Source organism: Corynebacterium sp. TUM25015 (assembly GCF_056393505.1).
The window spans coordinates 1,411,225-1,433,163 of the sequence record NZ_CM150783.1 but is presented as its reverse complement, the minus strand read 5'-3'; the positions used below and the strand labels follow the sequence as shown (position 1 = coordinate 1,433,163).

The 21,939-nt window shown below is 57.2% G+C and carries 19 protein-coding genes and 1 pseudogene; 12 read left to right on the top strand and 8 right to left on the bottom strand.

The window, feature by feature from the left end; all coding sequences use genetic code 11:
* The first annotated feature begins 49 nt into the window (after positions 1–49).
* On the top strand, positions 50–1,174 hold the full coding sequence (locus AC06DS_RS06525) for a GIY-YIG nuclease family protein (protein ID WP_477100285.1): 1,125 nt from the start codon (positions 50–52) through the stop codon (positions 1,172–1,174).
* Between the two features lie 126 nt (positions 1,175–1,300).
* On the opposite strand, the gene AC06DS_RS06520 is transcribed toward AC06DS_RS06525, so the two are convergent.
* Positions 1,301–3,730, bottom strand: coding sequence for an AAA family ATPase (locus AC06DS_RS06520; RefSeq protein ID WP_477100284.1), 2,430 nt, complete (start codon positions 3,728–3,730; stop codon positions 1,301–1,303).
* A 77-nt stretch (positions 3,731–3,807) separates the two neighbouring features.
* Here AC06DS_RS06520 and AC06DS_RS06515 point away from each other — a divergent pair, with 77 nt between their 5' ends.
* A complete protein-coding gene (locus AC06DS_RS06515; protein WP_477100283.1) occupies positions 3,808–4,107 on the top strand; it encodes a hypothetical protein in 300 nt (99 codons plus the stop codon).
* A 108-nt stretch (positions 4,108–4,215) separates the two neighbouring features.
* Here the strand turns inward: AC06DS_RS06515 and AC06DS_RS06510 are convergent.
* Together AC06DS_RS06510 and AC06DS_RS06505 are read right to left on the bottom strand one after the other, a co-directional pair.
* Positions 4,216–4,434: pseudogene (locus tag AC06DS_RS06510) on the bottom strand (transposase); the annotation flags it as partial.
* Positions 4,435–4,458: 24 nt separating this feature from the next.
* Positions 4,459–5,693 (bottom strand): IS3 family transposase gene (locus AC06DS_RS06505; protein WP_477100282.1). Its coding sequence is split into 2 segments (ribosomal slippage): positions 4,459–5,402 and positions 5,402–5,693, totalling 1,236 coding nucleotides; the frame shifts between segments, so codons are not numbered across the junction.
* On the opposite strand from AC06DS_RS06505, the gene AC06DS_RS06500 reads away from it, so the two are divergent.
* From AC06DS_RS06500 to AC06DS_RS06485, 4 genes are all read left to right on the top strand, one after another.
* Positions 5,687–6,172: a PIN domain-containing protein gene (locus tag AC06DS_RS06500; protein ID WP_477100281.1), complete on the top strand. Its 486-nt coding sequence runs from the start codon at positions 5,687–5,689 to the stop codon at positions 6,170–6,172. The genes AC06DS_RS06505 and AC06DS_RS06500 overlap by 7 nt on opposite strands.
* Positions 6,173–6,272: 100 nt before the next feature.
* Positions 6,273–6,767 (top strand): VIT1/CCC1 transporter family protein, encoded by a 495-nt coding sequence (locus AC06DS_RS06495; protein ID WP_477100280.1) that lies wholly within the window; start codon positions 6,273–6,275, stop codon positions 6,765–6,767.
* A gap of 171 nt (positions 6,768–6,938) precedes the next feature.
* On the top strand, positions 6,939–7,799 hold the full coding sequence (locus AC06DS_RS06490; protein WP_477100279.1) for an ATP-binding cassette domain-containing protein: 861 nt from the start codon (positions 6,939–6,941) through the stop codon (positions 7,797–7,799).
* Positions 7,799–9,931, top strand: coding sequence for a YhgE/Pip family protein (locus AC06DS_RS06485; protein WP_477100278.1), 2,133 nt, complete (start codon positions 7,799–7,801; stop codon positions 9,929–9,931). Before AC06DS_RS06490 ends, AC06DS_RS06485 begins: the two co-directional genes overlap by 1 nt.
* Here the strand turns inward: AC06DS_RS06485 and AC06DS_RS06480 are convergent.
* From AC06DS_RS06480 to AC06DS_RS06470, 3 genes are all read right to left on the bottom strand, one after another.
* Complete coding sequence (locus tag AC06DS_RS06480) at positions 9,928–10,563, bottom strand: DUF421 domain-containing protein (protein ID WP_477100277.1); 636 nt, start codon at positions 10,561–10,563, stop codon at positions 9,928–9,930. The genes AC06DS_RS06485 and AC06DS_RS06480 overlap by 4 nt on opposite strands.
* An 11-nt stretch (positions 10,564–10,574) precedes the next feature.
* Complete coding sequence (locus AC06DS_RS06475; RefSeq protein WP_477100276.1) at positions 10,575–11,804, bottom strand: YkvI family membrane protein; 1,230 nt, start codon at positions 11,802–11,804, stop codon at positions 10,575–10,577.
* A gap of 81 nt (positions 11,805–11,885) precedes the next feature.
* A complete protein-coding gene (locus AC06DS_RS06470; protein WP_477100275.1) occupies positions 11,886–12,713 on the bottom strand; it encodes a fructosamine kinase family protein in 828 nt (275 codons plus the stop codon).
* A 198-nt stretch (positions 12,714–12,911) separates the two neighbouring features.
* Between AC06DS_RS06470 and AC06DS_RS06465 the strand changes: the two genes are divergently transcribed.
* The 5 genes from AC06DS_RS06465 to AC06DS_RS06445 all read left to right on the top strand — a co-directional run bounded on the left by AC06DS_RS06465 (position 12,912) and on the right by AC06DS_RS06445 (position 16,801).
* The gene (locus tag AC06DS_RS06465; protein ID WP_477100274.1) at positions 12,912–13,388 is read left to right on the top strand and encodes a cupin domain-containing protein; all 477 of its coding nucleotides are present in this window, start codon (positions 12,912–12,914) and stop codon (positions 13,386–13,388) included.
* A 218-nt stretch (positions 13,389–13,606) separates the two neighbouring features.
* On the top strand, positions 13,607–14,635 hold the full coding sequence (gene bioB / locus AC06DS_RS06460) for a biotin synthase BioB (protein WP_477100273.1): 1,029 nt from the start codon (positions 13,607–13,609) through the stop codon (positions 14,633–14,635).
* Positions 14,636–14,645: 10 nt separating this feature from the next.
* The gene (bsaP, locus tag AC06DS_RS06455; protein ID WP_448307202.1) at positions 14,646–14,933 is read left to right on the top strand and encodes a biotin synthase auxiliary protein BsaP; all 288 of its coding nucleotides are present in this window, start codon (positions 14,646–14,648) and stop codon (positions 14,931–14,933) included.
* Positions 14,934–15,007: 74 nt separating this feature from the next.
* Positions 15,008–15,391, top strand: coding sequence for an SRPBCC family protein (locus AC06DS_RS06450; protein ID WP_477100272.1), 384 nt, complete (start codon positions 15,008–15,010; stop codon positions 15,389–15,391).
* 15 nt (positions 15,392–15,406) lie between these two features.
* Entirely contained in the window at positions 15,407–16,801 is a 1,395-nt protein-coding gene (locus tag AC06DS_RS06445; protein ID WP_477100271.1) for a hypothetical protein, read from the top strand.
* On the opposite strand, the gene AC06DS_RS06440 is transcribed toward AC06DS_RS06445, so the two are convergent.
* Positions 16,731–17,999, bottom strand: a complete 1,269-nt coding sequence (locus AC06DS_RS06440; protein WP_477100270.1) for an MFS transporter — start codon at positions 17,997–17,999, stop codon at positions 16,731–16,733. The two genes, AC06DS_RS06445 and AC06DS_RS06440, sit on opposite strands and share 71 nt — an antisense overlap.
* 44 nt (positions 18,000–18,043) lie before the next feature.
* On the opposite strand from AC06DS_RS06440, the gene AC06DS_RS06435 reads away from it, so the two are divergent.
* On the top strand, positions 18,044–18,853 hold the full coding sequence (locus tag AC06DS_RS06435) for a sortase family protein (RefSeq protein ID WP_477100269.1): 810 nt from the start codon (positions 18,044–18,046) through the stop codon (positions 18,851–18,853).
* Here AC06DS_RS06435 and AC06DS_RS06430 read toward each other — a convergent pair.
* Entirely contained in the window at positions 18,850–21,894 is a 3,045-nt protein-coding gene (locus tag AC06DS_RS06430) for a bifunctional [glutamine synthetase] adenylyltransferase/[glutamine synthetase]-adenylyl-L-tyrosine phosphorylase (RefSeq protein WP_477100268.1), read from the bottom strand. The genes AC06DS_RS06435 and AC06DS_RS06430 overlap by 4 nt on opposite strands.
* Between the last annotated feature and the right edge of the window lie 45 nt (positions 21,895–21,939).

Below are 21,939 nucleotides of genomic sequence, written 5' to 3'. Positions count from 1 at the left end.
GTCGATGACGATTTCATCGTGCAGGTGCATCACAATTGAAGTGCCCCACGTGGAGTTTATCCAGAGCAACGTCTACGACGCCTACGAAGCTGTCGACGAGGATTTCGACCTCAAAGAAAGCCCCTTCTCCGCTTGGTGCCCGTGGCCAGAGCTGATGGTGGAAGACTCGCGCGGATTCATCCTCCGCGACAATTACTCACGATGTGACACTCACAATTTTTATATGCAGCTGCCAGAGGGAAGAACCATCGACGTGCGCGATCTTTCGTCACTTGCGCCCGCGTTTAAGAAGGGCGACTCGAAGTGTGGGGTCTACCGCCTCCACTTCGAAAACGGAGAGGCATACCCGGGCAAGTCCAAGAATGTAGTGAGCCGATTTGCGAGTCATAGGCGACGATGGCCAGACATTGTTGCCGTCGATTTCTTCCCGATGCCGGAAGACCAAATCACGGCCGCGGAGCAATTTTTGATCACCGAGACTGAAGCGCAATACTCGGTGCGAAACATCATGCTCACCAATCGGCCACGGGGAAATGACACTGCTGAGATCGTGACCCTGAAGGGCTCAACCGTGTCGCTGCCGTGGGAGCGAGAACGTGCGAAAGGTGCCACTCAGTCGTATGCGGACGAGCTCGACGCGAAGCTCGCCCAGCTTCTTCGGCACCCCGATTTCCTCGAGATTCGTTCCCTGCTTGGGTGGTACGTCGCCAACACCATGCCAGACCCGGCAGCGACCGCAGGCCAACTATGGACGGTGACATGTATGCCGTCGACAAATCGCACCCGAACTGAGCACCGACTGCTCACTCTCTCCTGCGGAAATCTAGAGACCTTGTTCATCGTGGCGAGCAAATCGGTGGATTACGCCAACGACCCGAACGCGTTCGTCGTCGTAAACGTGAACACGGTGCTCTTGGACAGCCATACGCGGTTCCAAGATCCTTCAGGGCGTTGGGAAGTTTTCAGCCGCGGGTACAGAGGAGAGAAGGTGTCGAGCCTCCAACTCGACCTAGGCACTCTGCTCGCAGTCATCGACGGCCATATCGAATTTCCGCATTTCGACGAAATACTCGCTGAGGCATACACGCTCAATACCCGCCTCATGCGCCGCGGCTCCACGATGTACTCGCGCTTCCACAACGAAATACCTCGCCGCGACATGCATACAATTTAGCTAAAAACTCGCAAATTTCAGACACACTAATAAGACCAATCGTCATCCAGCTGGAGTTCTCTGTCTCATTAGCGGATCACGACGGTCCCCGATAGTTACTCGACGTCATCACAGCCGCACTATTCACTATTCGCTTGGAGCCGATGTTAAGGGCGCTCCAATTTCTGCGATGACTTCGTCATCAAGCAACTTCTTAATCTCGACAAAACCAGCTTCGTTGTTGCTCAGACGCCCAGGAATATGCGCAGGAGAAATGATATGAATCAGACACAGCATTTCCCTTACATATCGTCGAAAATCTGGCTCTGAAAGAGTCGGAAGCAGCATAAAATCAAAGTTGCGAAGCTGAAACTGCGAATGAGAATCCGGATTTAGAAAACTCCTTCCAGCATAATGATCTAAGAATTGAACATATTGTTCGCCCCGTGAAGCGAAATAACTACGCACTGCCGGTGATGCTGCCGCCGTGGTCAACTTCTCGCCCAAATGAAAAGTAGTAAAAGCTTCCCAGACCCGGCGGACTTCATTGGAAGTGGGCAGCACAATGGAGTTTTTGCGACGGATTGTTGCATCAAACATTCCTTGCAAGAACTTCTTATACTGATCGATACTGTCAAAACGAACGCGTTCTAATATTCCTTCTTGTAGAGTCCAGCTCACTACTCGATCGTTCACAATATCTTTGAAGCATTGTGACAGATCATTAGCAACCGAGATGTCATGCGTAAGAACCAATAGTTTGGCTTCACTCATCTCCTCGAACATCTTAGAACCAATCTGACGAATCAATGACAACGCGCCGTACTTATTCTTGGAATCGAAGCTCGAAATAGGATCATCGAGCACATATAAGGAGTTTTGTTTCAGATTCTCGCCAAATCGCTTATGCCGCGCAGTGCCGACAAAGAAGTAACATAACGCGAGCAGATTTTGCTCACCAGTAGAGAGATTTCCGGGTTGGAGCTCTCGTGCGCGATTCGACACCACATACCCTCCACCAACAGCAGACTCCAGTTTAATGGTGTCCTTTCCAAAGGCCAGCTTCAGAAGCGTATTGATCTCTGTTGCTGCGTCTTCCGTATTACTTAGCTTATGACGAAGCGTACCTAGACTTTCAGTCAGCTTACTCGTGTTACGTTCTGCCGAAGCGTGAGCCTTGTATGCAGCCTTTTGGTCTTCATCAGCTTTCTCATAGGCAAGAATTTCAGCAGCAGCCTCCGCTCGCGCAATCTGCATATTAAGCTCGGCAGCTTCTTTCTGAAGCTTTGCAATATTGTTGAACTGCATATTATGTCGTTCCACAAGCAGCCTCACATTTTCCAAAGCTTCATTTCTCTTTGTCCATGCATCGGTGTATTTCAACTCACTGATCGAAAACACGGAGGCAGGGTTGTCGATTTTCGCATCAATCGCTTCATTTATAAGCCGTAACTGAAACTGGTACTGTTCGTGAGCAGCAGCCGCGGACTCCAGCTGATTGACACCCGCGAAGTCGATTTCGGGAAGGTCTAGACTTTCAAGGTGTTCCTCAACTTTGAGGCCCTTCAGCTTCTCAATCGACTTTTGTTGTTCGATTCGCTTTACTTGGGCCATCAATGAGGTAGCTAATTGTTGGCGAAAGTCGGAGGAAATGTCTTGGAAGCAGTGTGGGCAATGTTTTGCGCTAGCCTCAACCAATTCGTCAAAGCGCTCAATTAGGGTTTGCTTTCCCAAACTTGCTTCAAAAACTTTGACATCAAGGGCTCCTGCATCAGAATCAAGTTCAGGAGCCGTGATTTGTGATGCTACATTTTCAATCTGTTTTATGTTTATCCGTGGAGGCGCCTGAGGCACTACCCATGAAATTTGCTCAGAGGAATGCAGTCGGTTTAGCTGCTCTACGAGGTCGGAAAATTCAACCTCCAACTCCCCTAGAGTTTTACCTTCAGGTTTACCTTTCCCAATTATCTCTTCAATAACTTTTGAACGCAGGTGCGTCGATTTATTGTCCAGTTTGATTAGTGATGTTCGCCCTTGCCAGGACTTCTTTGGCTCCTCGCCTTGGCTTGCTTGAAGTACTTTCTTCAGTGCTTTAAATGCCGCATCGCGTTCCTTTTTCTTCGAATTCAAGCTTTTTTCGGCAACCACTTCCGCTTGCTGCGCACGAACCAAAGCTGCTTCCGTTTCATCGATTTCATCTTGCAGGTTTGCCTGCGGGCCTAGGAGGATGATCGGCTCAAGCTGTTCAGTGTCTCTAAACCGGAAATTTCTCTGAATGAAAGCGTCATCAAATACGTAAACGTTCTCTGGTAATTCAATGGCCAATGGACTTCCGTTTTGATCGCTAAACGTAACGTCTGCTCCTGGGGATCTTAGTTTTCTAGCGATTGTTGACTTTCCGCTCCCGTTTTCTGCATAAACAATCGCAGCCCCAGATTTTAATGTTGTTTCTTCCTTGTTCTTATTTACTCGTGTGAATAGCGGAAGATCGACTCGTTCTTCTGGGGCATAATCAAATGACAACGTCAAAGACGACAATTTTGTGCAGTCGACTATTGTTTGGTTTATTTCGGTCACGGCAGTACTCCGTCCTACGTTACAAAGACTACTCATTGAGTATAGTTAATTGACGAGTCGATGTCTCACATTCTCGTATGAAGGTCGATTACAAGGCACTGACCAAGACTCTCTGGTACCCCGTGGTCAAGAAAGTTGCCGCGATGCTTGGCCAAGAAATCACTAAGCAAGCAGTTAGCTCCGCAGTCACCAAGGTCGTCCCCGTCCTTGGAGGCGTCGTCGCCGGCACGCTTACCTATGCCACCTTCCGCCCCATGGGCCAACGTCTCACCGATGTCTGCGTTCAGAACCTCAACGGTGAATTCAGCATCAAAGAAGATCTCAGGGATCAGCTCAATTCTGAATTTCTTCAGGAGCTCGAAGAAAAGGAAGTATAAGTCATCGACGGCGAAGTTGTTGAGGACCAGGTGACTCAGGTACAACGACTTTTGTCATTGACTCTGGGAACCGGCGAGCTTTCCGATGGTGAACATCACAGGCAATCAGAAGACGTCGGTGAGCCCACGCGCGTGAAGGTCGCGGAATAGTTCAGTCCAGGAAGCAGTGGATTCACTGGTGGCGATGTGCATGCCTAATAGTTCGCGGTAGCTGTCGGCGTTGACGCCGTCGGCGGTAAGCACGCTGGTCTTATGTACACGCTTGCCTTCGCGGACTTTCATAGTCAACGCATCACAAGCAACGTAGAGATAAGGGCCATTGTCTAATGTGAAGTGTCCCGGGTTTTGTTCCTAGGCTTGTGCCTTGATTTCCATTATTTCTCGACTGGGGTGGTGTTCCCAAAATTCGGTTTCGACTTCAGCCGGCGTGCGGTAGCCCAGGCTCTGGTGGAGCCTTGACTCGTTCCACCAATTCACCCACTCGAACGTCGCGTTTTCCACGTCGACAACATCGGCCCACGTTCGCCTATGAATCAGCTCATTCTTGTAGGAGCCGTTGACGTTCTCAGCCAAAGCATTGTCATAGGAGTCGCCCACCGTCCCAGTGGACGCTGCGATACCGTGCTCAGCCAAGCGCTCATTGTAGACGATGCTCACATATTGTGAGCCGTGGTCTGAATGGTGAATCAAGCCCGTTGTTTCCTTAGCGCACACGATTGCCTGGTTCAACGCCTGCAGCGGCAAGGCTTCGGTGCGCATCGAATCGGACAGCGCCCATCCGACGATCCTCCGGGAGAATACATCGGTCACGAACGCGGTGTACACAAAGCCTTTTCGGGTGCGCACGTAGGTAATGTCCGCCACCCACAGCCGATTAGGGCCAGGGGCCTTAAACTCACGTTTTACCAAGTCAGGGCGATGATCCGGACCCTTGGGTTTGCGGGTTGTGATTGGTGCCCCACCTTTGCCCTTGCCGGACAGTCCAGCACTGCGCATCAGCCGGGCTGTTTGCTCGCGTCCAATGTCAATGCCCTGGCGGCGCAGCACGCGCCACATTTTGCGAATCCCGTAGACACCGTAGTTTTGTTTATGAACTTCGGTAATGCGCTCTACTAGAGCAGCGTCGCGAAAAGCGCGGGAGCTTAAGCCCCGGGCCTTGGATTGGCGGTATCCACGCGAGCTAAGAAAACCGCCTTCGCGATGCTTGTTTAACGTCTGGCAGATGAACTCGACTGAGAAACGATTCCGATGCTCATCGATGAATCGGATCATTTCCGACATTTTGGGTCGAGTTCGGATGCGAAAAAAGCTGAGGCAGCTTTCAACAACTCATTGGTGTCCCGCAGCTCTTGATTCTCTCGACGCAACCGTGCGTTTTCTGCAGCAAGGTCCTCGGGCATTGATTCCACAACACGTCCTTCGCGACGAGCGGCCTGCGTCCATTGCCTCGCCGTGTGCCACGAGACGCCCAGCTTTGGGGCTACTGCCTGGCACGCGGCTTGCATCGACATATTTTCCGCCAAGATGCGGTCTTCCACGAGACGGACCACACGGTCCTTGGCATCCTGGTCAAATTTCCTTGGCATATTCCAGATTTTCCCATCTACTCAAACGGAACAAAACCTGGGACACTTCAGAAGATCGTTTTAGGGTTGGCCAGACGACCTGGTTCAGCCTCATCGAATCCAAATACATTGAAGTACTAGAGGACACCGTCGATGTTTTTCACGTCGTTCGACGCTTCGCTGGTGTGGGTTTTAGAAACGAAGCCGGTCTCGCTAAAGACCTCGGCGAATTCATGTGTCTTGCCCACTGCCTAGTCGAACAAGATAAAGGCAAGAAAGTAGCCATGATTGTCGACGACGGCCAAGGGCAGGAGATGGCACGGAAGCGCCAAGTTCATTGGTTCAGCTCTGAAGATGTTTTGCTCCGCGCACTTCAGATGAAGAAGCTTCGGACAAAGTCCGAAGTACGAAAGATCTGGGAGCAGCTCTCCGAGTTCGACACCCACGTACACTTCTCAAACACAAAACTATCTAACCCAAAAATCTATCGCGATCTTTAGTTCCCCAACCCCAGCCTCACCTAATGAAAGGTACCCTGACCTGCGCAAAGGTAGCCTTTCAATGCTTGCGGCGCCTCTCCAACCCGGCAATACTTGAGCCATGAGCACTTCAGTATCTTGCCCCTGCGATCGCTACTACGACGGCAGCTGCGTGGCCGTCGACGCATGCGAGCGCCAGGCCGTCACCATTTCGACGACTGAAGTGACCACCTCTGTCGCACACGCCAAGTACACCGGACGCGCCGTGATTGGTGGCGCCATATCCATGGCGCTGGGTGAATATGTCTCCGTCTCCTCCCAGCGCGATTCCGAGCGCACCATGGGAATGAGCCAACTCGTGAACCCATGGTCCGCAGCCGTCGCCTCCTTCATTTCCTTCATCCTGGGCGCCGCATTGCCATTTGCTGCTGCCCTCTTCGCTCCCGTCGCCGTCATCTTCGGCGTGACCCTCATAGCCCTGACGCTCACCGGTGCCCTGTCGGCTCACCTAAGTAACGTGCCAAAGACCCGCGCAATACTGCGCATCGTGATTGGCGGAATGCTCGCCTTGGCGGTGACCTTCGCGGTCGGCAGCATCTTCGGGGCGGCAATATAGCCAAGCGGCTACCGCCCCACACACCATAAACTAAGCGCTATACGGCAACGTATAGCGCTATTTCGCCACACCACAACGAAAATTGACGAAATCGTCAAAATCTACAAAAATACCCAGGGTGTCTGATGAAATAGACCGCGCTTCCCACTCTCCAAGAAATCAGGTAAAGCCATGTCTTCCTATGCAGTAGAAGCCCAGGATCTCGAGCTTAAAGGCGATGAGGGTAAAGTATTCGGCCCCCTTAGTTTCGCCGTGCCCAGCCAGGGGCTAACCAATCTGCTCGGCAAGGGCGGTTCCGGCCGCACGGCTCTCGCCCTGGTTCTTTCGGGTCGTATGAAGCCCACGGGCGGCTCGCTGAGTGTTCTCGGCGAATCCAAGCCTCGCCCAATTCGCTCCCGCGTCGCCATCGCCGGCGTGGAGCAAATCGACCTATTAGAGCGTTCAGTCACTGTCCAGGACATCCTCACCGAGTCCCTGTCGTGGTCAAAGCACTGGTTCAAGCCGATGGGTAAAGCCACCCAGGAAGATCTGGAGCGTATCTGCTCCCAGGTCTACGGTGATCGTGACCTTCCTCCGCTGGATGCCTACATCTCCCAGTTGGACAATCTAGACAAGATCATGCTTCGCATCAGCTTGGCTCTGTCTCCTGCCGATAACAAGCCCGTCGAACTGCTGATTATGGACGATATTGAGCAGGTACACGAAAACGATGACCGAGCAATTCTGCTGCAGGTGCTCGAACGCCTGTCGGAAGAAATTCCGGTGATCATCAACTCCGCTAACCCAATTGTCGGCCCTGTTGCGCCGAACAAGGTTATTGAAATTGACGCCAACGCTGGCCACACGCACCCGATTCATACCGGACTGCGCGAATACAGTGACCCGGTGGATAGTGAACCGGCCTACAGCGGTTCACAAGACAGTCCATACGACAATCCGAGCCGCGATCCGGAATACGATCCGAAACTAGACGACCTCGACATCCCCGAAGACACCTCCACCCACATCGCAGAGCCAAAGGAGAACCGTTAATGCTCGCCGGATTCAAACTCAACAGCGAAATCCGCAGCTTCAAGCGCAACCGGTTGACGCGAATTGCACTCGTGATCCTGGTACTCATGCCGCTGCTGTACTCCGCCCTGTACCTCTGGGCGTTTTGGAACCCTTTTGGGCACCTCAACTCGCTTCCCGTCGCCCTGGTCAACAGTGATAAGGGCGCGAATGTGAAGGGCGAGCAGCTCCGCGCCGGCGATAAGGTGATCGAAGGCTTAAAGGAAAACGATCAGATCAGTTGGATCGAAACCGACGCCGAGGATGCCCGTAAGGGCGTGGAATCCGGCGAATACTATTTCTCGCTTGAGCTACCGGAGAACTTCTCCGAAGCCGTGGCCTCCCCCACCTCTGATAACCCGGAGAAGGCCAACCTCATCAGCACCTATAACGATGCCAATGGCTATCTGTCCACCATGATCGGCCAAAACGTTATGCGTGAGGTCATCAGTGTCGTCGGTGACAAGATCAGCGCCGAGGCCGTGGACAAGGTCCTGGTCGGCGTGGTCGACGCCGGCAGTGGCATGCAAAAGGCAGCTCTCGGCGCAGGCAAGCTCGCCGACGGCACCGCTGAACTGAAGGACGGCTCCGGCAAGCTCGACGACGGCGCGAATAAACTCTCCGACGGCATCTCCAAGGCCAAGGATGGCTCCGGCAAGTTACGCAAGGGCGCGAATGAACTCGACGATGGTATTTCCAAGTTGCACGACGGTGCGGGCAAGCTCTCTGATGGTACGGGCGAGCTGGCCACGAAGGTAAACGCTGCGGCAACGAAGCTCAACGGTCAAAGTGGAAAGCTAAATCAGCTGGAAACCGGCGTCGATAAGCTCGGCAACGGTGCAAGCCAGGTGAACGACGGCGTCCAGAAGCTACGCAACAAGCTCGGCACCGTCACGAAGGTGCAAAGCGACCAAGCAACAAACCTGCGCAATATCTCCCGCGACCTGCGAGCCACCGGTCTGCCCTCCGCCATCAATGCAGCAAATGAACTCGACAAGGCGGCTAACTCTTTGGATACCCAAGGGCTGGGGCCGAAGTCTCAGAACGCGGCCGACCTCAAACGTCTGGCTGATGGCTCGGCGCAGTTGTCCTACCAGCTGAATGACCCGAATGCCCCACTGCGCAAGGGTGTCGGCGAGCTTTCCGGCCTGCCGGCACAGTTCAAGCAGCTGCAAGACGGCGTAAACAAGATCGACGATGGCGCGCAGACCCTGAACACCAAGCTCGGCGATGCCTCGGACGGTGCCGGCAAATTGAAGGATGGCATCATCCAACTCGACGACGGCAACACCAAGCTAAAGGATGGTGCCGACCAGCTCACCGACGCAACCTCCAAGGCCAAGGATGGCACCGTCAAGCTCAATAATGGCGCCACCGAGCTGCGTGACAAGCTCTCCGATGGTGCCAAGCAGGTGCCGAAGTGGAACGAGGGGCAGCGCCTCGCCACCGCATCCACCATCGGCGGACCTGTGCAGATGCAGTCCGACAACGATTCCGGCACCCACACCTTCGGCGCCGGTATGGCACCGTTCTTCTTCAGTATGGCGCTCTTCATCGGCGGCATCATGGTGTACGTCATGATTAAGCCACTGCAGGCTCGCACGGTAAACTCCGGCGTGCACTCGTGGCGCGCGGCACTTTCCGGCTTCCTGCCAACCGGCATTATCGCCATCCTGCAGGCCTGTGTAGTCGTGGCAGTAACCATCTGGGGCGTGGGCATGGATACCGCCAACATCCCAGGACTATTCCTCTTCGCCGCACTCGTGGCGCTCGTGTGGATGCTGATGAACCAGGCCTTTATCGCCTTCCTGGGCCCCGGACCAGGCAGAGTGGCGGCACTGGCGGTGCTCATGCTGCAAATCGTTGCCTCGGGTGGCCTCTACCCCATCGAGACACAGAACAAGTTCTTCCAATTCCTGCACCCATTCGATCCGATGACATACACAGTCAACGGCTTCAGGCAGCTGATCTACGGCTTCTACGATGAACGCCTACCGATCGCAGTCGGAGTGCTGATACTGGTCGGACTCGGCGCCTTCCTGGTCACCACGCTATCGGCGCGCAGCCAGCAAACGTGGACCATGAAGCGACTGCATCCAGTACTGAACGCCTAAGGTTCGCTGGGCCGAGGGGGCGTCACTACCCTTTCGGCGCCCTCTACTCCCAACAACAAAGAAGGGTCGATCTCGTGCCCCTCGCGCAGGGTGGAGATGGAACCATTGGACTCCAGCACCATGCAAGCGACTTCGCTTATATCCCGCACCCCAGCCTTGCGCAACGCAGTAGCGATTGCATTGTCGGTAATGTGCTGACGCTTGAGTGTCTCCTCGACCAACTCGCCGTGAGCGACCAATACCGTCGGGGGCGGGTTAATTGTGCGACGCAACCCCACCACGTCCTGCACCACCCCGAAGATGGCCTCCATGCCCATGAGGGTAAGAAGGCCAATGACGCCCGCAGCTAATGACGGCGGGTGCCCCAGCACGGCACGGCCCGCTACAGCGCCGAACATAAAAATAACGACGGCATCGAAGCCCCCTAGTGGGCTCAAAATGCGCTGCCCAAAGAGTCGCACCGCAATGAGGAAAGTGAAGTAGATGCCGATTGCGGCGATCATCACAATCGGAATACGCCACAGTTCGATGCCGAGTTGTTCCTTCAGCACCGGCCCCCATCCCTGTGGCGGGGCGAGATCCGCAGAACTGATTGCAGCCGTCACATATGCGTCACAGATCTCGCCCAACATGGATATTTAGCCTACTGGTCGATCTCGTCTTTCACCTCGTCGGTGATGGTCTTGTGCAGCGTTTTATCGTCGATATTGGATTCGCCAACCAGCTTGCGCATCTCCTGGCGATCCTTTTCCGTGTAGTCGCCATCCTTATCCTCGCGCGCGTGGGCGAGCTCGTGGATACGGTCGCGGCGCTTGGATTCCTTGGAGATACGCGCGCGGGAGCGCACCCACCACGCGATCATGGTCACGATCATCGCCATGCCGATGTAGCCGATCACCGGGTAGACATACGTCATCAAGGTGTCGAAGCCTACGAAGCTGATGCCATAACCAATCAGCGTCACCACAACGAACACCGGGCGGAAAGACTTGTCCGTGCTGGCGGTTAGGCGCTTACCCAGGGCATAGAACATGCCGATCGCGGTATTGAAGATCATGGTGAAGATGATGATCGCCATGATCACGCCCAAGGTCGGGTTGATCTGATTCATCATTTCCAGCATCGGCACATCGCTGCCGGAAACCTTTTCAATGTTCAGATACAGCGTGATTGTCGCGATGATGAGCATCACCGTGTACAACGCACCACCCATCAGGCCACCGATACCGGCCTCCTTCGGCGAGGCATAGTTACCGCCGATCACCAGAGACATCGATACACCCAGCAGTAGAGCCAGACCGTTGTAGTTCACGGCGGATAGGAACCACGGGGAAACCGGCGAATCCTCCGCCATCGCAGCTTCGCTCAGGTGGGAAGTATCGGCGGGCATGTGCATCATCGTGTAAACGAAGGCGAACACGACAGCCACGATGATCAGCGGAGTGAGCGCTCCGATCACCTGGCTAACCTTCTCCACATCCAGCATTCCGGCTGCTAGCACCACGCCGGTCATGATCAGCGCACCCGCCCAGGCTGGCAGGCCAAATTGCTGTTCTAGGTTGGAGCCCGCACCGGCGAGCATCACGAAACCAACGGCGAAAAGGGTCAGCGTTACAGAGATATCGAGGAACCGCGACACAATCGGATGCGCTACATTGCGGAACACCATCCGGTGCTCGTCGGCCAGGAAATAACTGCCGACCTGCAGGATCACACTGCCCGCGATAGTCATGACGATGCCGGCGAGCACAGCACCCCAGATTCCGTTCATTCCGAAGGAAACGAAGTACTGGATGACTTCTTGGCCAGTAGCGAAACCCGCGCCGACGGTTAGTCCGACGAAGGCCATAGCGATGGAGAATGTTCTCTTCACGCTTCAGGAACCCCTTTACGAAGATAGTTGTATTTTTAGTCCGAGAGTCGACCTTACTCCGCGGCCGCCTCTCGGGCACCTTTACGATGTGCGAATCACGCGCGAGGCCGACGCTGTTGCCTCCCCCACGTAGCCACCACGGAAAACGGCCGCATGGAGCCATAGAAGGTGCTGTTGATGCAGATCAACACTTCGTGAACCTGTACCCCAGCCAGGCTCATCTGCACCCAGCACGCCCTGTTCACTTGCCGCCTCAAAGTACGCGCCCTCGATGCGGCTTAGGTGCGGTGCACCGAATAGCCGTAGTGCCGCCAAATCAGCACGCGGATGCCCGCCATGCGCGCTCGGGTCGATAAGGATTCCTCCTGTCCTATTTGTTGACGCCACCTTCCCCCACAACACATTCCCCGCCCACAGATCGCCGTGGATGCGGCCCGGAGGTGTGCCGTCATCCAACTGCCCGGCGCGCAAACTTTCTAGTAGCTGCGTGACCTCTGCTGGAGCATTGTCGAAAACCCGCTCGATCAACGGTGCCAGGCACACGTTGGCATAAAACTCGCCCCAGTTTTCGTAAGGCTTGAGGGGAAGCTCCAAAAGGTTGTCGTTGGGGCCTTGGAATCCTGACTCTCCCGTCGGCGAGTAACCGAAGTGTGGCGCGCCCGCGGCGTGGGTTAACGCCAGCTTTCTTCCAAAATCTTCAGCCATGGCGCGTGTGGGCGTCATCGAAGAAACACGGTCAATCCCCAGACCGCGTTCATTGTGCTCGTGAACAGTGACGACGGGCACTCCGCCCGGAGCGTCGGCGAGCCAACGCAGGCCCGCGACTTCCCAGGCGCCAGGACGGCCGGGGTTGTCCTTCCAATAGATATCGGGAGTGGGTGCGGGGGCGGAAGCATCAGAAAGTTCCATACCTCTAGTGTTACAGCTTCGGCCATCCCCGCAACGACGTTGCCAGCGTCGGACAGGTTGAAATAACCAGGTAGCGGAGCTGCTACATATCTGAAACTCCTGGATAGACGTCCTAGTATGGGTGGTGGAGGACATCGCACCGGTAGGAGCTGGACGGTCAGCTCAACATCGTCGGTGAGGCATTTCGGAAGGAGAATCATGAAGATTGTCGATAAGGGACCAGAAGCCAACGTCTTTGACATTGAAACTGCCACCCGAGAAAACACCAACTACCGAACCACCGCATGGACGGGTAAGTACCTGCAGGTAACCCTCATGTCTATCGCTCCCGGCGATTCGATCGGCCTGGAGGTGCACCACGATACCGACCAGTTCCTGCGCCTGGATGCGGGAGTTGGCAAGTGCATCATGGGTCCGGACAAGGACAACATGACCATCCAGCAGGAGGTCTCCGACGGCTGGGCCGTACAGGTTCCGGCGGGCGTATGGCACGACATCATCAACACTGGTGAAGAGCCGATGCAGGTGTACGCCATCTACGCACCGAGCCACCACGCCAAGGGCATCGTTCAGGAAACGGCCGAGCAGGCAGAGCAGGACGAGGAATCCGGCAAGGACGTGCCACCGGAGTGGACGGTTCAGCCTTCCAACCAGCAGGCTGACGAGCACGCATAAAACTCGCTTGAGTTCTTCAATGTGGCGCTTCTCTTGGGGAGGCGCCACATTATTTTTTGCACCGCGCATGTTCCCCGCTTGCTCCCCCACCCCCGCGAAGTTCCCTGAGCGCCCGGTATGTCGCACGCCGCAATGGCAGTAAGTTAGCATGTGAAACTAAACAGCGTTCAAGAGCGATACGCCACCATAACTCGCACGAGAACTAGAGGAGACCGACGATGACGACCACTGAAGCTACCAAGGCCACCGATACCCCCGAGATTCTAAAGCTCGCGCGCACGAAGGTGCTGGAAAATGGCGAGCCCCTGAACTACGAGGAAACCCTGCAGGTTCTGCAGCTCGGCGATGAGCACCTGGACGAGCTGCTAGACCTCGCCCACCAAGTGCGTCTGAAGTGGTGTGGTGATGCCGTGGAGATGGAGGGCATTATCTCCCTGCAGACTGGTGGCTGCCCCGAGGACTGCCACTTCTGCGCACAGTCGGGACTTTTCGAATCTCCGGTGCGTTCCATCCAGTTGGATATTGCCCAGCTGATCGAGGCCGCAAAGCAGACCGCCAAGACCGGCGCCACTGAGTTCTGCATCGTCGCCGCCGTTAAGGGGCCTGACGAGGATCTGATGAACCAAATGGCTAAGGCTATCGCCGCCATCCAGGCAGAGGTGGACATCAACATCGCCGCCTCCATCGGCATCCTCACCCAGGAGCAGGTTGACCGCCTCAAGGAACTCGGTGTACACCGCTACAACCACAACTTGGAGACCTGCAAGAGCTACTTCCCGGAAGTTGTTACGACCCACACGTGGGAGGAGCGCACCTCCACCCTGGAGATGGTGCGCGACGCAGGTATGGAAGTGTGCTGCGGCGGCATCCTCGGCATGGGCGAGACGGTCGAGCAGCGTGCAGAGTTCGCCATCGACCTGCAGAACCTCGATCCCACCGAGGTTCCGCTGAACTTCTTCGACCCGCGCCCGGGCACCCCCTTCGCCGATATCGAACCAATGCCCGTCAATGATGCGCTGCGCACCATCGGCGCCTTCCGTCTGGCGCTACCCCGCCAGCTTCTGCGTTTCGCCGGTGGTCGCGAGCTGACGCTGGGCGACCTGGGCGCAGAAAAGGGTCTACTCGGCGGCATTAATGCTGTCATTGTGGGCAACTACCTGACCACGCTGGGCCGCCCCGCTGAGCGCGACGTGGACATGCTCGGCAAGCTGCAGCTGCCGATCAAGGCTCTGAACGCAACGCTGTAGGCTCACCGCAATGTCCTCTAGTACTCCCCTCAGCGAACTCACCGCTCTCTATGTTCTTGGCGGTACTCCGCTGTATGACGCCCATACGGGCCAACCCCTCGATTCTTCTGATAAGTCTTTGCGCGTCGGCCGCGGGGCACTTGCACAGGCGAGTCGTGGGGCGGTGGCGGGTTTGGAGCCGCCGCGCTTCTGCCCACTGTGTGGCCGCCGCATGAAGGTTCAGGTGAACCCGATGGGATGGACCGCAGAGTGTTCCCGGCATGGCGAAATGGATTCCGCGCTGGTCATGGACGTTTAACGCGAACCCGACAGATTCTGCAGCACGTTATCAACCTCACCGCAATGGGAGACCGCAGCCCACAGTGCAAGAAAATGATTGTGCTAAACCGTAAGAGCTCCAGCGGCGCGGGCGACTCCGGCAGCACCCCTACGCCAGGTACGATCTACCTCAACATCAACCGCCAAGGCCTATTGTGGTGGCCGACGTGGGCAGTAGTCACAGAAGTCGTGCCGGAGAAGGTCTTCGAGTTCAAGATCCCCCTCAACCGCTCGCGTTGGCGTTTCGAACTAGAGACTTCCGCCGACGGAACCGCCACGCTCACAGAGAAGCGGATCGTGGCAGGAGGGAAGACCTCACTGGTGTCGCGAGCGTTGGTGGCTGCATTTCTCGGTGGGGAGGAAAAATTCGAAGCTGGCCTTGCTCAAGGAATTCAGCAGACCATCCGTGCCATTGCTATGGAAGCAGAAGAGTCTTAGGTACAGTTCACTTCTGTGCATGATCAGCAAAACCTATCCTCCGCCCACTGGACTCGATCCCGAATCATCGGCGCGTGGGCGTTGGTGCAGGCGATTCTGATCAGCGTTTTGGTCTTCTGGCCTTTCGCCAAGGGCGATCCGCTGTATTACTTCCGTAATTCAGTACATGAACCCACGAAACCACTCCACGGAGCGGTGCCACTCACTGAGTATCCGGATGCGGGATTATGGCCGGTACGCACCATCGTGTGGCTGTGCGGCGACCACACCCACACATTCCTCGTCGTTTTCTCGGGCTTCTTGATCCTGCTCAGCACCGCATTCTTCTTCTATCTGCTGAATCAAAGCCATCGGGCGGCGTTATTCTGGACGGCTTTTTGCGTGGCTACAGGCCCCATTGCGTATTCCCGTCTAGATCTCATCCCTGGCCTCTTGGTGGCTATCGCTGCTGCTGCATTGTTCAATCACCCCAAGGTAGCCTCCGCACTATTGGGATTTGCGGCGATGTCGAAACTCTGGCCTGCTGCCCTAGCTGCCGGGCTCGTGGATAAGTGGAATCGCTCCACCACGTGGGCTCGGCTGGCCACGTTCGCCGGCACCATGGTGGTTGTCGGCCTGGTCACAGTACTGACGTCTGGTTGGGATCGTCTGGTCTCCCCACTCACTTACCAGGACGTCCGCGGCTTGCAGATCGAGTCGGTCCTCGCCACTCCCCTCATCCTCGCTGCTGTCTTTGCACCCGGCCATTGGCATATCGCGAAAGCCCCGTCGAAGAGCTTTGAGATTTTCGGCCCCGGCGTGGATCAAATGCTCACGCTAAGCAGCATCCTTATGCTCGCCACAATGCTGTTCGGCCTGGGGTGGGCCTTGTGGCGCTTTATTTATGACGGCTGGTCCCCGCGAAGCACCAGCGGGTTCCTCCTGACGATGGTGCTACTCCTGATCGTCTCCAACAAGGTGTTCTCGCCGCAGTACGTGGTGTGGTTCGGCCCCGTGCTGGCCGTGATGATCGCCAAATTGCCGGCAGCTGCCCCTTCCGAGCAGGGCACCCCGGTACCACTATCCCGGTCAATGGTGTTCGGCAAACACGAGGTTCTCGGCTACCTGCCAGGCCTTAGCGTGCTCGCGGCAGCACTGACGATGGTGGTTTTCCCCTTCACCTATAACCTCCTTTTCGAAGGTCCACACTGGTTCGCAGCGCTTGTACTCACGGCACGGAACATCCTTATGGTCGTCATTACTTTCTTGACGCTGCGCCTCGCCATCCGCGAAGGGTTTAAGGACCTTCCGACAACGGAGGCGGTGGGCGTCCTCAAGAACAACCCCCTGAAAAACAGCCCTAAGAATGGCGCCGAACGTTTCGATCGCGTGAAAGCCACATTCCGCAGAAGCCAAACGCCCACACAGTAGCCACGGCAATCCAGGCCACACCGAAGTCGCCCCACACGTAATGCCCATCCGGAGCCCGCAGGTTGAGCAGCACGCCAACTGCTTGGGCGCCGATCATGCCCGCGATCCAGCCACCCATATTCGCCAAGCCGGTGCCGGTGGCGACGAAGCGGCGGTCCACTTTCTCACGCACAGAGTCAAAGCCCAGGTTCGCGACGGGGCCGGTGAAACCCATGATGATGTTCATCAGGCACGCAGCCCACAACACACCGGTGGGAGCAGCGGTAAAGAACCACAACCAGCCCAACCATCCGGTGACGGAAAAGAGCATCACGACCTGCATGCGGTGGTTGTAGAAGCGTGCAGAAAGCAGACCCACAATCGGCCCCACCATCACCGAGGCCAAGGTGCCAAGGGATAGTGCCAATCCGGCCTTATCCGCAGGCAGCCCCAGGCCAAGGGTCATGATCGGCAACCCCCACAGCAGGGTGAACACCACTAGTGCGCCCAGACCGGTCCAGTGAACAAAGAAGCCGTGCCAGCACACGCGGTTGGTCAGCACATTAGCCAGGATCGTTTTAACGGGCATTCTTTGTGTGGGGGCAGAGGGCTGTGTCGGGGCAGGCTTCGCAGTCTCCGGCGCATCTTTCACCAAAACCCCCGCTACCAAGGCCACCAGCGCCCCCACTGCTCCAAGGCTGACGAACCCTACCTGCCAGCTTGTTGCGTGCAGCAAGCTCAAAAACGGTACCGCCGAGAGAAATTGGCCGAACTGCCCCACCGCGCCCGTCAGCTGACCCAACAGCGGGGCGTGGCGCAGTGGAATCCACGCGGGGATCAGGCGCATGACGGATAGGAATGCCGTCGCATCGCCTGCACCGATGAGCATGCGGGCGCCGATCGCCACCGGGTAGCTGGAGGTGAAAGCCAGTGTCACCTGCCCTAGGGCCATCACGAAAGCACCGGCAACCATCAGCTTGCGCGGGCCAAAGCGATCCACCAGCAACCCCACCGGGATCTGTGCAAACGCGTACACGGCCAGCTGCAGTGTGGTGAACACGGCCAGCTGCGCGGCATTGATGTGGAAGCGGTCGATTGCGTCCACACTGGCCACGCCAAAGGAAGTGCGTCCCGTGACCGCCAGGGTGTAGCACAGCACCCCGGCTCCCCATACCAGCAGCGCGCGGCTGCTGAGTTTCTCTTTGTCTGTCGCCGTCACGCGTCCTACGCTACCCGGTCGATATATGGATAAACTTATTCACTATGAGCTTTACCCGCCCTTTTACTAATCGCCGCCGAACTGTAGCCGCCGTTGTGGCTCTACTCGTCGTCATCGCACTGATTGTTTGGGCTGTGTTAGCTCTTTCGGGTGATGACGCTCCCTCGGCCTCCAACGGTGCTAGCTCCAGTGAGGCGACTGGCAGCTCTGCATCTTCGAGCGCGGAGAAGCCCAACGACAAGAAGAAAGACAAGGACGGCAAGGAGGGCAAGGATCACAAGGACGGGGACAAGAAGAAGGATCGCTCACTTGTCCCGGGGCCACTCGGACAGAATGGTTCCTTCACCATGGACGGTCCCGCACCGGTGAATGGGGCGACATATGCCTCGATGCCCTATGCCCTACCGCTCAACCCAGCCGGTCCGCAGAACACGATGGTGCGCTGGGTAGATGGCTGGGGAGTCTCCCCGAACAATGCGGAAAAGGGCACAATGTATGTGCTGGGGCACGCCTGGGGCGCTGCTCCGTTGGTGTTTAACCCGCTGAGCGAAGCTGTGACCGCGGATGTGAACCTCAATGCTCCGCCGAAGAATGTCACCGGAACCGACGGTAAACCGGTGAAACGCTACTCCTCCGATGTGCTTAATGGCGCCCGCATCACCATGCGCGATGGCGCAAACCACGGACACACGTGGAAGGTCACCCGCAGCTGGCTGGTGGATAAGAACGAGGCGATCGTCGATCCGGACATCATGGACGCCAAGCGACCAGGCCGCATTGTTTTGATCGCCTGCTCCGTTTCTGGTTCCAGCGACCTGGGCTACAACGTCATCGTCGAGGGGCAGCTGGACTAGCCACCGTAGTCAATGCCGACATCCTCACCCCAGAAGATCCGGTCGACCACGCGGTGTGCTTTGCGGGTCTTCTTAAGGTAGTCGTCAAGGAACTCCTGTGCCTGCTCTGGCTGCCAATGGGCCGCCGCCGCAACGTGACGAAGTTGGTCTCCGTGGCTAGGCAATTGATCCTTGCGCTTACCCTTGACCAGCACAATTGCGTTGCGGGCGATGGTGGCGGTGATCCAGGCATCACGCAAGATTTCCGCATCGGCCTCGGCGATAAACTCACCGCTGGCCAGCTCGCGCAGCGTTTCTAGGGTGGAGGTGTTGCGCAGGTTCTGAGCATCATCGCCGTGCTGCATGGTAAGCAGCTGGACAGTCCACTCCACGTCGGTCAGCGCACCGCGGCCTAGCTTGGTGTGAGTTTTGCGGTCTGCACCCCGCGGCAAGCGTTCTGAATCCACGCGTGCCTTCATACGGCGAACCTCTTGCACGACCTTGTCGTCCACACCTCCCGGCGGATAGCGGAAGTCGTCGATCATGTGCAGGAACTCAATGCCCAGGTCTTTATCGCCGGCGATCCAGGTGGCACGCAACAGGGCTTGCATCTCCCACGTCTCGCCCCACTGTTCGTAGTAGCGGCGGTAGGAATCCAGCGTGCGCACGACCGGCCCATTGCGTCCCTCGGGGCGCAGGTCAATGTCCACGTCCAATGGCGGGTCCTGGCTGGGTCTGCCCAGGCGAGTTCGCACCGTGTCGCAAATATGAGTGGCCCACTTCAGCGCCTCTGATTCGTCGGCGCCTTCTACAGGTTGGGCGACGAACATCACGTCGGCGTCGGAACCATAGCCCAGCTCCGCGCCACCCAACCGTCCCATGCCAATAACGGTGATGCGGGCAGGCGCATTGGCTACGTTCTCGTCCTCCCAATAGCGAATCTCAGCGCGCAAAGCCGCTTCGAGTACCGCGTCCCACACCCAAGACAGGGAGACGCACACCTGCTCGACGTCCATGAAGCCCAATAGGTCGGCCGCTGCAATGCGGGCGAGCTCTGCACGACGCAGCGAACGCGCGACGGAGATGGCCTTGTCCGGGTGGCGATGTCGGCCTGCGGCGGCCACCAGGGAATGGGTAACAACCTGATGAGCCTGCTCCAGGAACTTCGGCCCGGTAGCGCCGTCGGAAAGCAGTTTCACCGAATCGACAGAGTTCAGGAACAGCTCCGAGGCATAGGGAGACGTGCCCAGGATGTGCATGAGGCGTTTGCCCACGATGTTTTCGTCGCGCAGCAGGCGCAAGAACCAGCTGTACTCATGCGCAGCCTCCGACATTTTGCGATAGTTCAGCAGGCCGGCATCCGGATCAACGGTTTTGCCGAGCCATTCCAGCAACGTGGGCAGGATGATGGCCTGGAGTTTAGCCTTGCGGCTCTTCCCCGCTGCTAGCGCACTCAAGTGCTCAAATGCACGATCCGGGTACGCGTATCCCAAGGCGGCAAGCTGGCGCTTGGCGGCCTCCGGAGACAGGCGAATCGTATCTGCCTCCATCGCCGCCACCGAGGTAAGCAATGGGCGGTAGAACAGTTTCGAATGCAGGTGGCTGACCTGCAGGTTAACGCGCTTGACGTCCGCGGATAGCTGCTCGTCCATCGACCTGGTGCCCTCCGGTCGACAGCCGGCTGTGCGACCCAGCCATACACGTGCGCGGATGTCCTCCTTGGGCGGCAGGGTGTGGGTGCGCTTAAGACGCTGCAATTGCAGGCGGTGCTCAAGCAGGCGCATAAACGCATAGTCTTCCTGCAGGCTCTGGCAATCTGCCCGGCCGATATAGCCACCCGCGGCCAAAGCATTCAACGCGGATACGGTGGAGCGGGTACGCAAAGATTCGTCGGTGCGCCCGTGCACCATCTGCAGCAGTTGGACGGCGAACTCAATGTCACGCAAGCCGCCCGGCCCCAACTTCAACTCGCGGGCGCGGATATCATCCGGAATATTCTCAATTACGCGGCGGCGCATTGCCTGCACATCCGTCACGAAGTCCTCGCGCTCGGTAGCAGACCACACCTTGCTGGCCAGCGCATCGACGTACTCCTGCCCCAATGCCAGATCGCCCGTCATCGGGCGGGCCTTGAGCTGCGCCTGGAACTCCCAGGTCTCGGCCCAACGGTTGTAGTAGTTCACATGCGATTCCAGGGTGCGCACCAGCGCACCGCTCTTGCCCTCCGGGCGCAGTGCCGCATCCACCTCAAAGAACACGCGAGTGCCGATGTTGATGAACTCCCCTGCCCAGCGCGTGGCCTTCGGGTCTGCGGGTTCGGCAACAAAGATGACGTCCACGTCCGAGATGTAGTTCAACTCCTGCGCACCGCATTTGCCCATGGCTAGTACGGCAAGCCGGGCGGGTTCCTCGTCGGCGTCATAAACCTGCGCACAAGCCACTGCCAGCGCGGCGGTCAGGGCAGCATCCGCAGCATCCGACAGACGTCGGGAGACCAGCTCGAAGCTGACTGGTTTGCATGGCTTCTGTCCGCGCTGAACAAAAGTGCCCGCCACATCCACGGCAGCGATGCGGGCCAGGATTGTGCGATAGGCAAGGCGCATGGCGTCGTCGGCCTGCGAACCGGTAACGGCAGCGCGGAACACCCGTTCACCCGCGCCCTCAACGCGCGTCGCCTCGACGCTGCCCAGCATCAGCTCCATCATCTCTTGAGAGGTCGGCATGCCCGATTCCAGCTGCTTCCACTCCTGCGGATGGGCGACAATGTGATCGCCCAACATCGACGATGCACCGAAAAGCCCCAGTAGCCGCACGGCGAAGGTGCGGGACTCGGCAATTCGATCCAGCAGCTCAGATGCCTCGTCCCCCAGTGCGTTCACCAGGCGGATCAGGTTATTCAGCGCCAGATCCGGGTCCCCCGTCGCCGCGAGAATCCACATCTGTTCGGCGTGTTTGGCGTCCACCCATCCCAGCTGTTGAAGGTCCTCCTGAGCCTTCGGGTGGGTAAGGCCCAAGTTGCGGGCGGTGGGCACGGAGGAACGCGAACTGCGGGGACGGGTCATGAGGTACGGGTGCTCCTGGGATCTAAGTGAAGGTGGGGCGTGAGG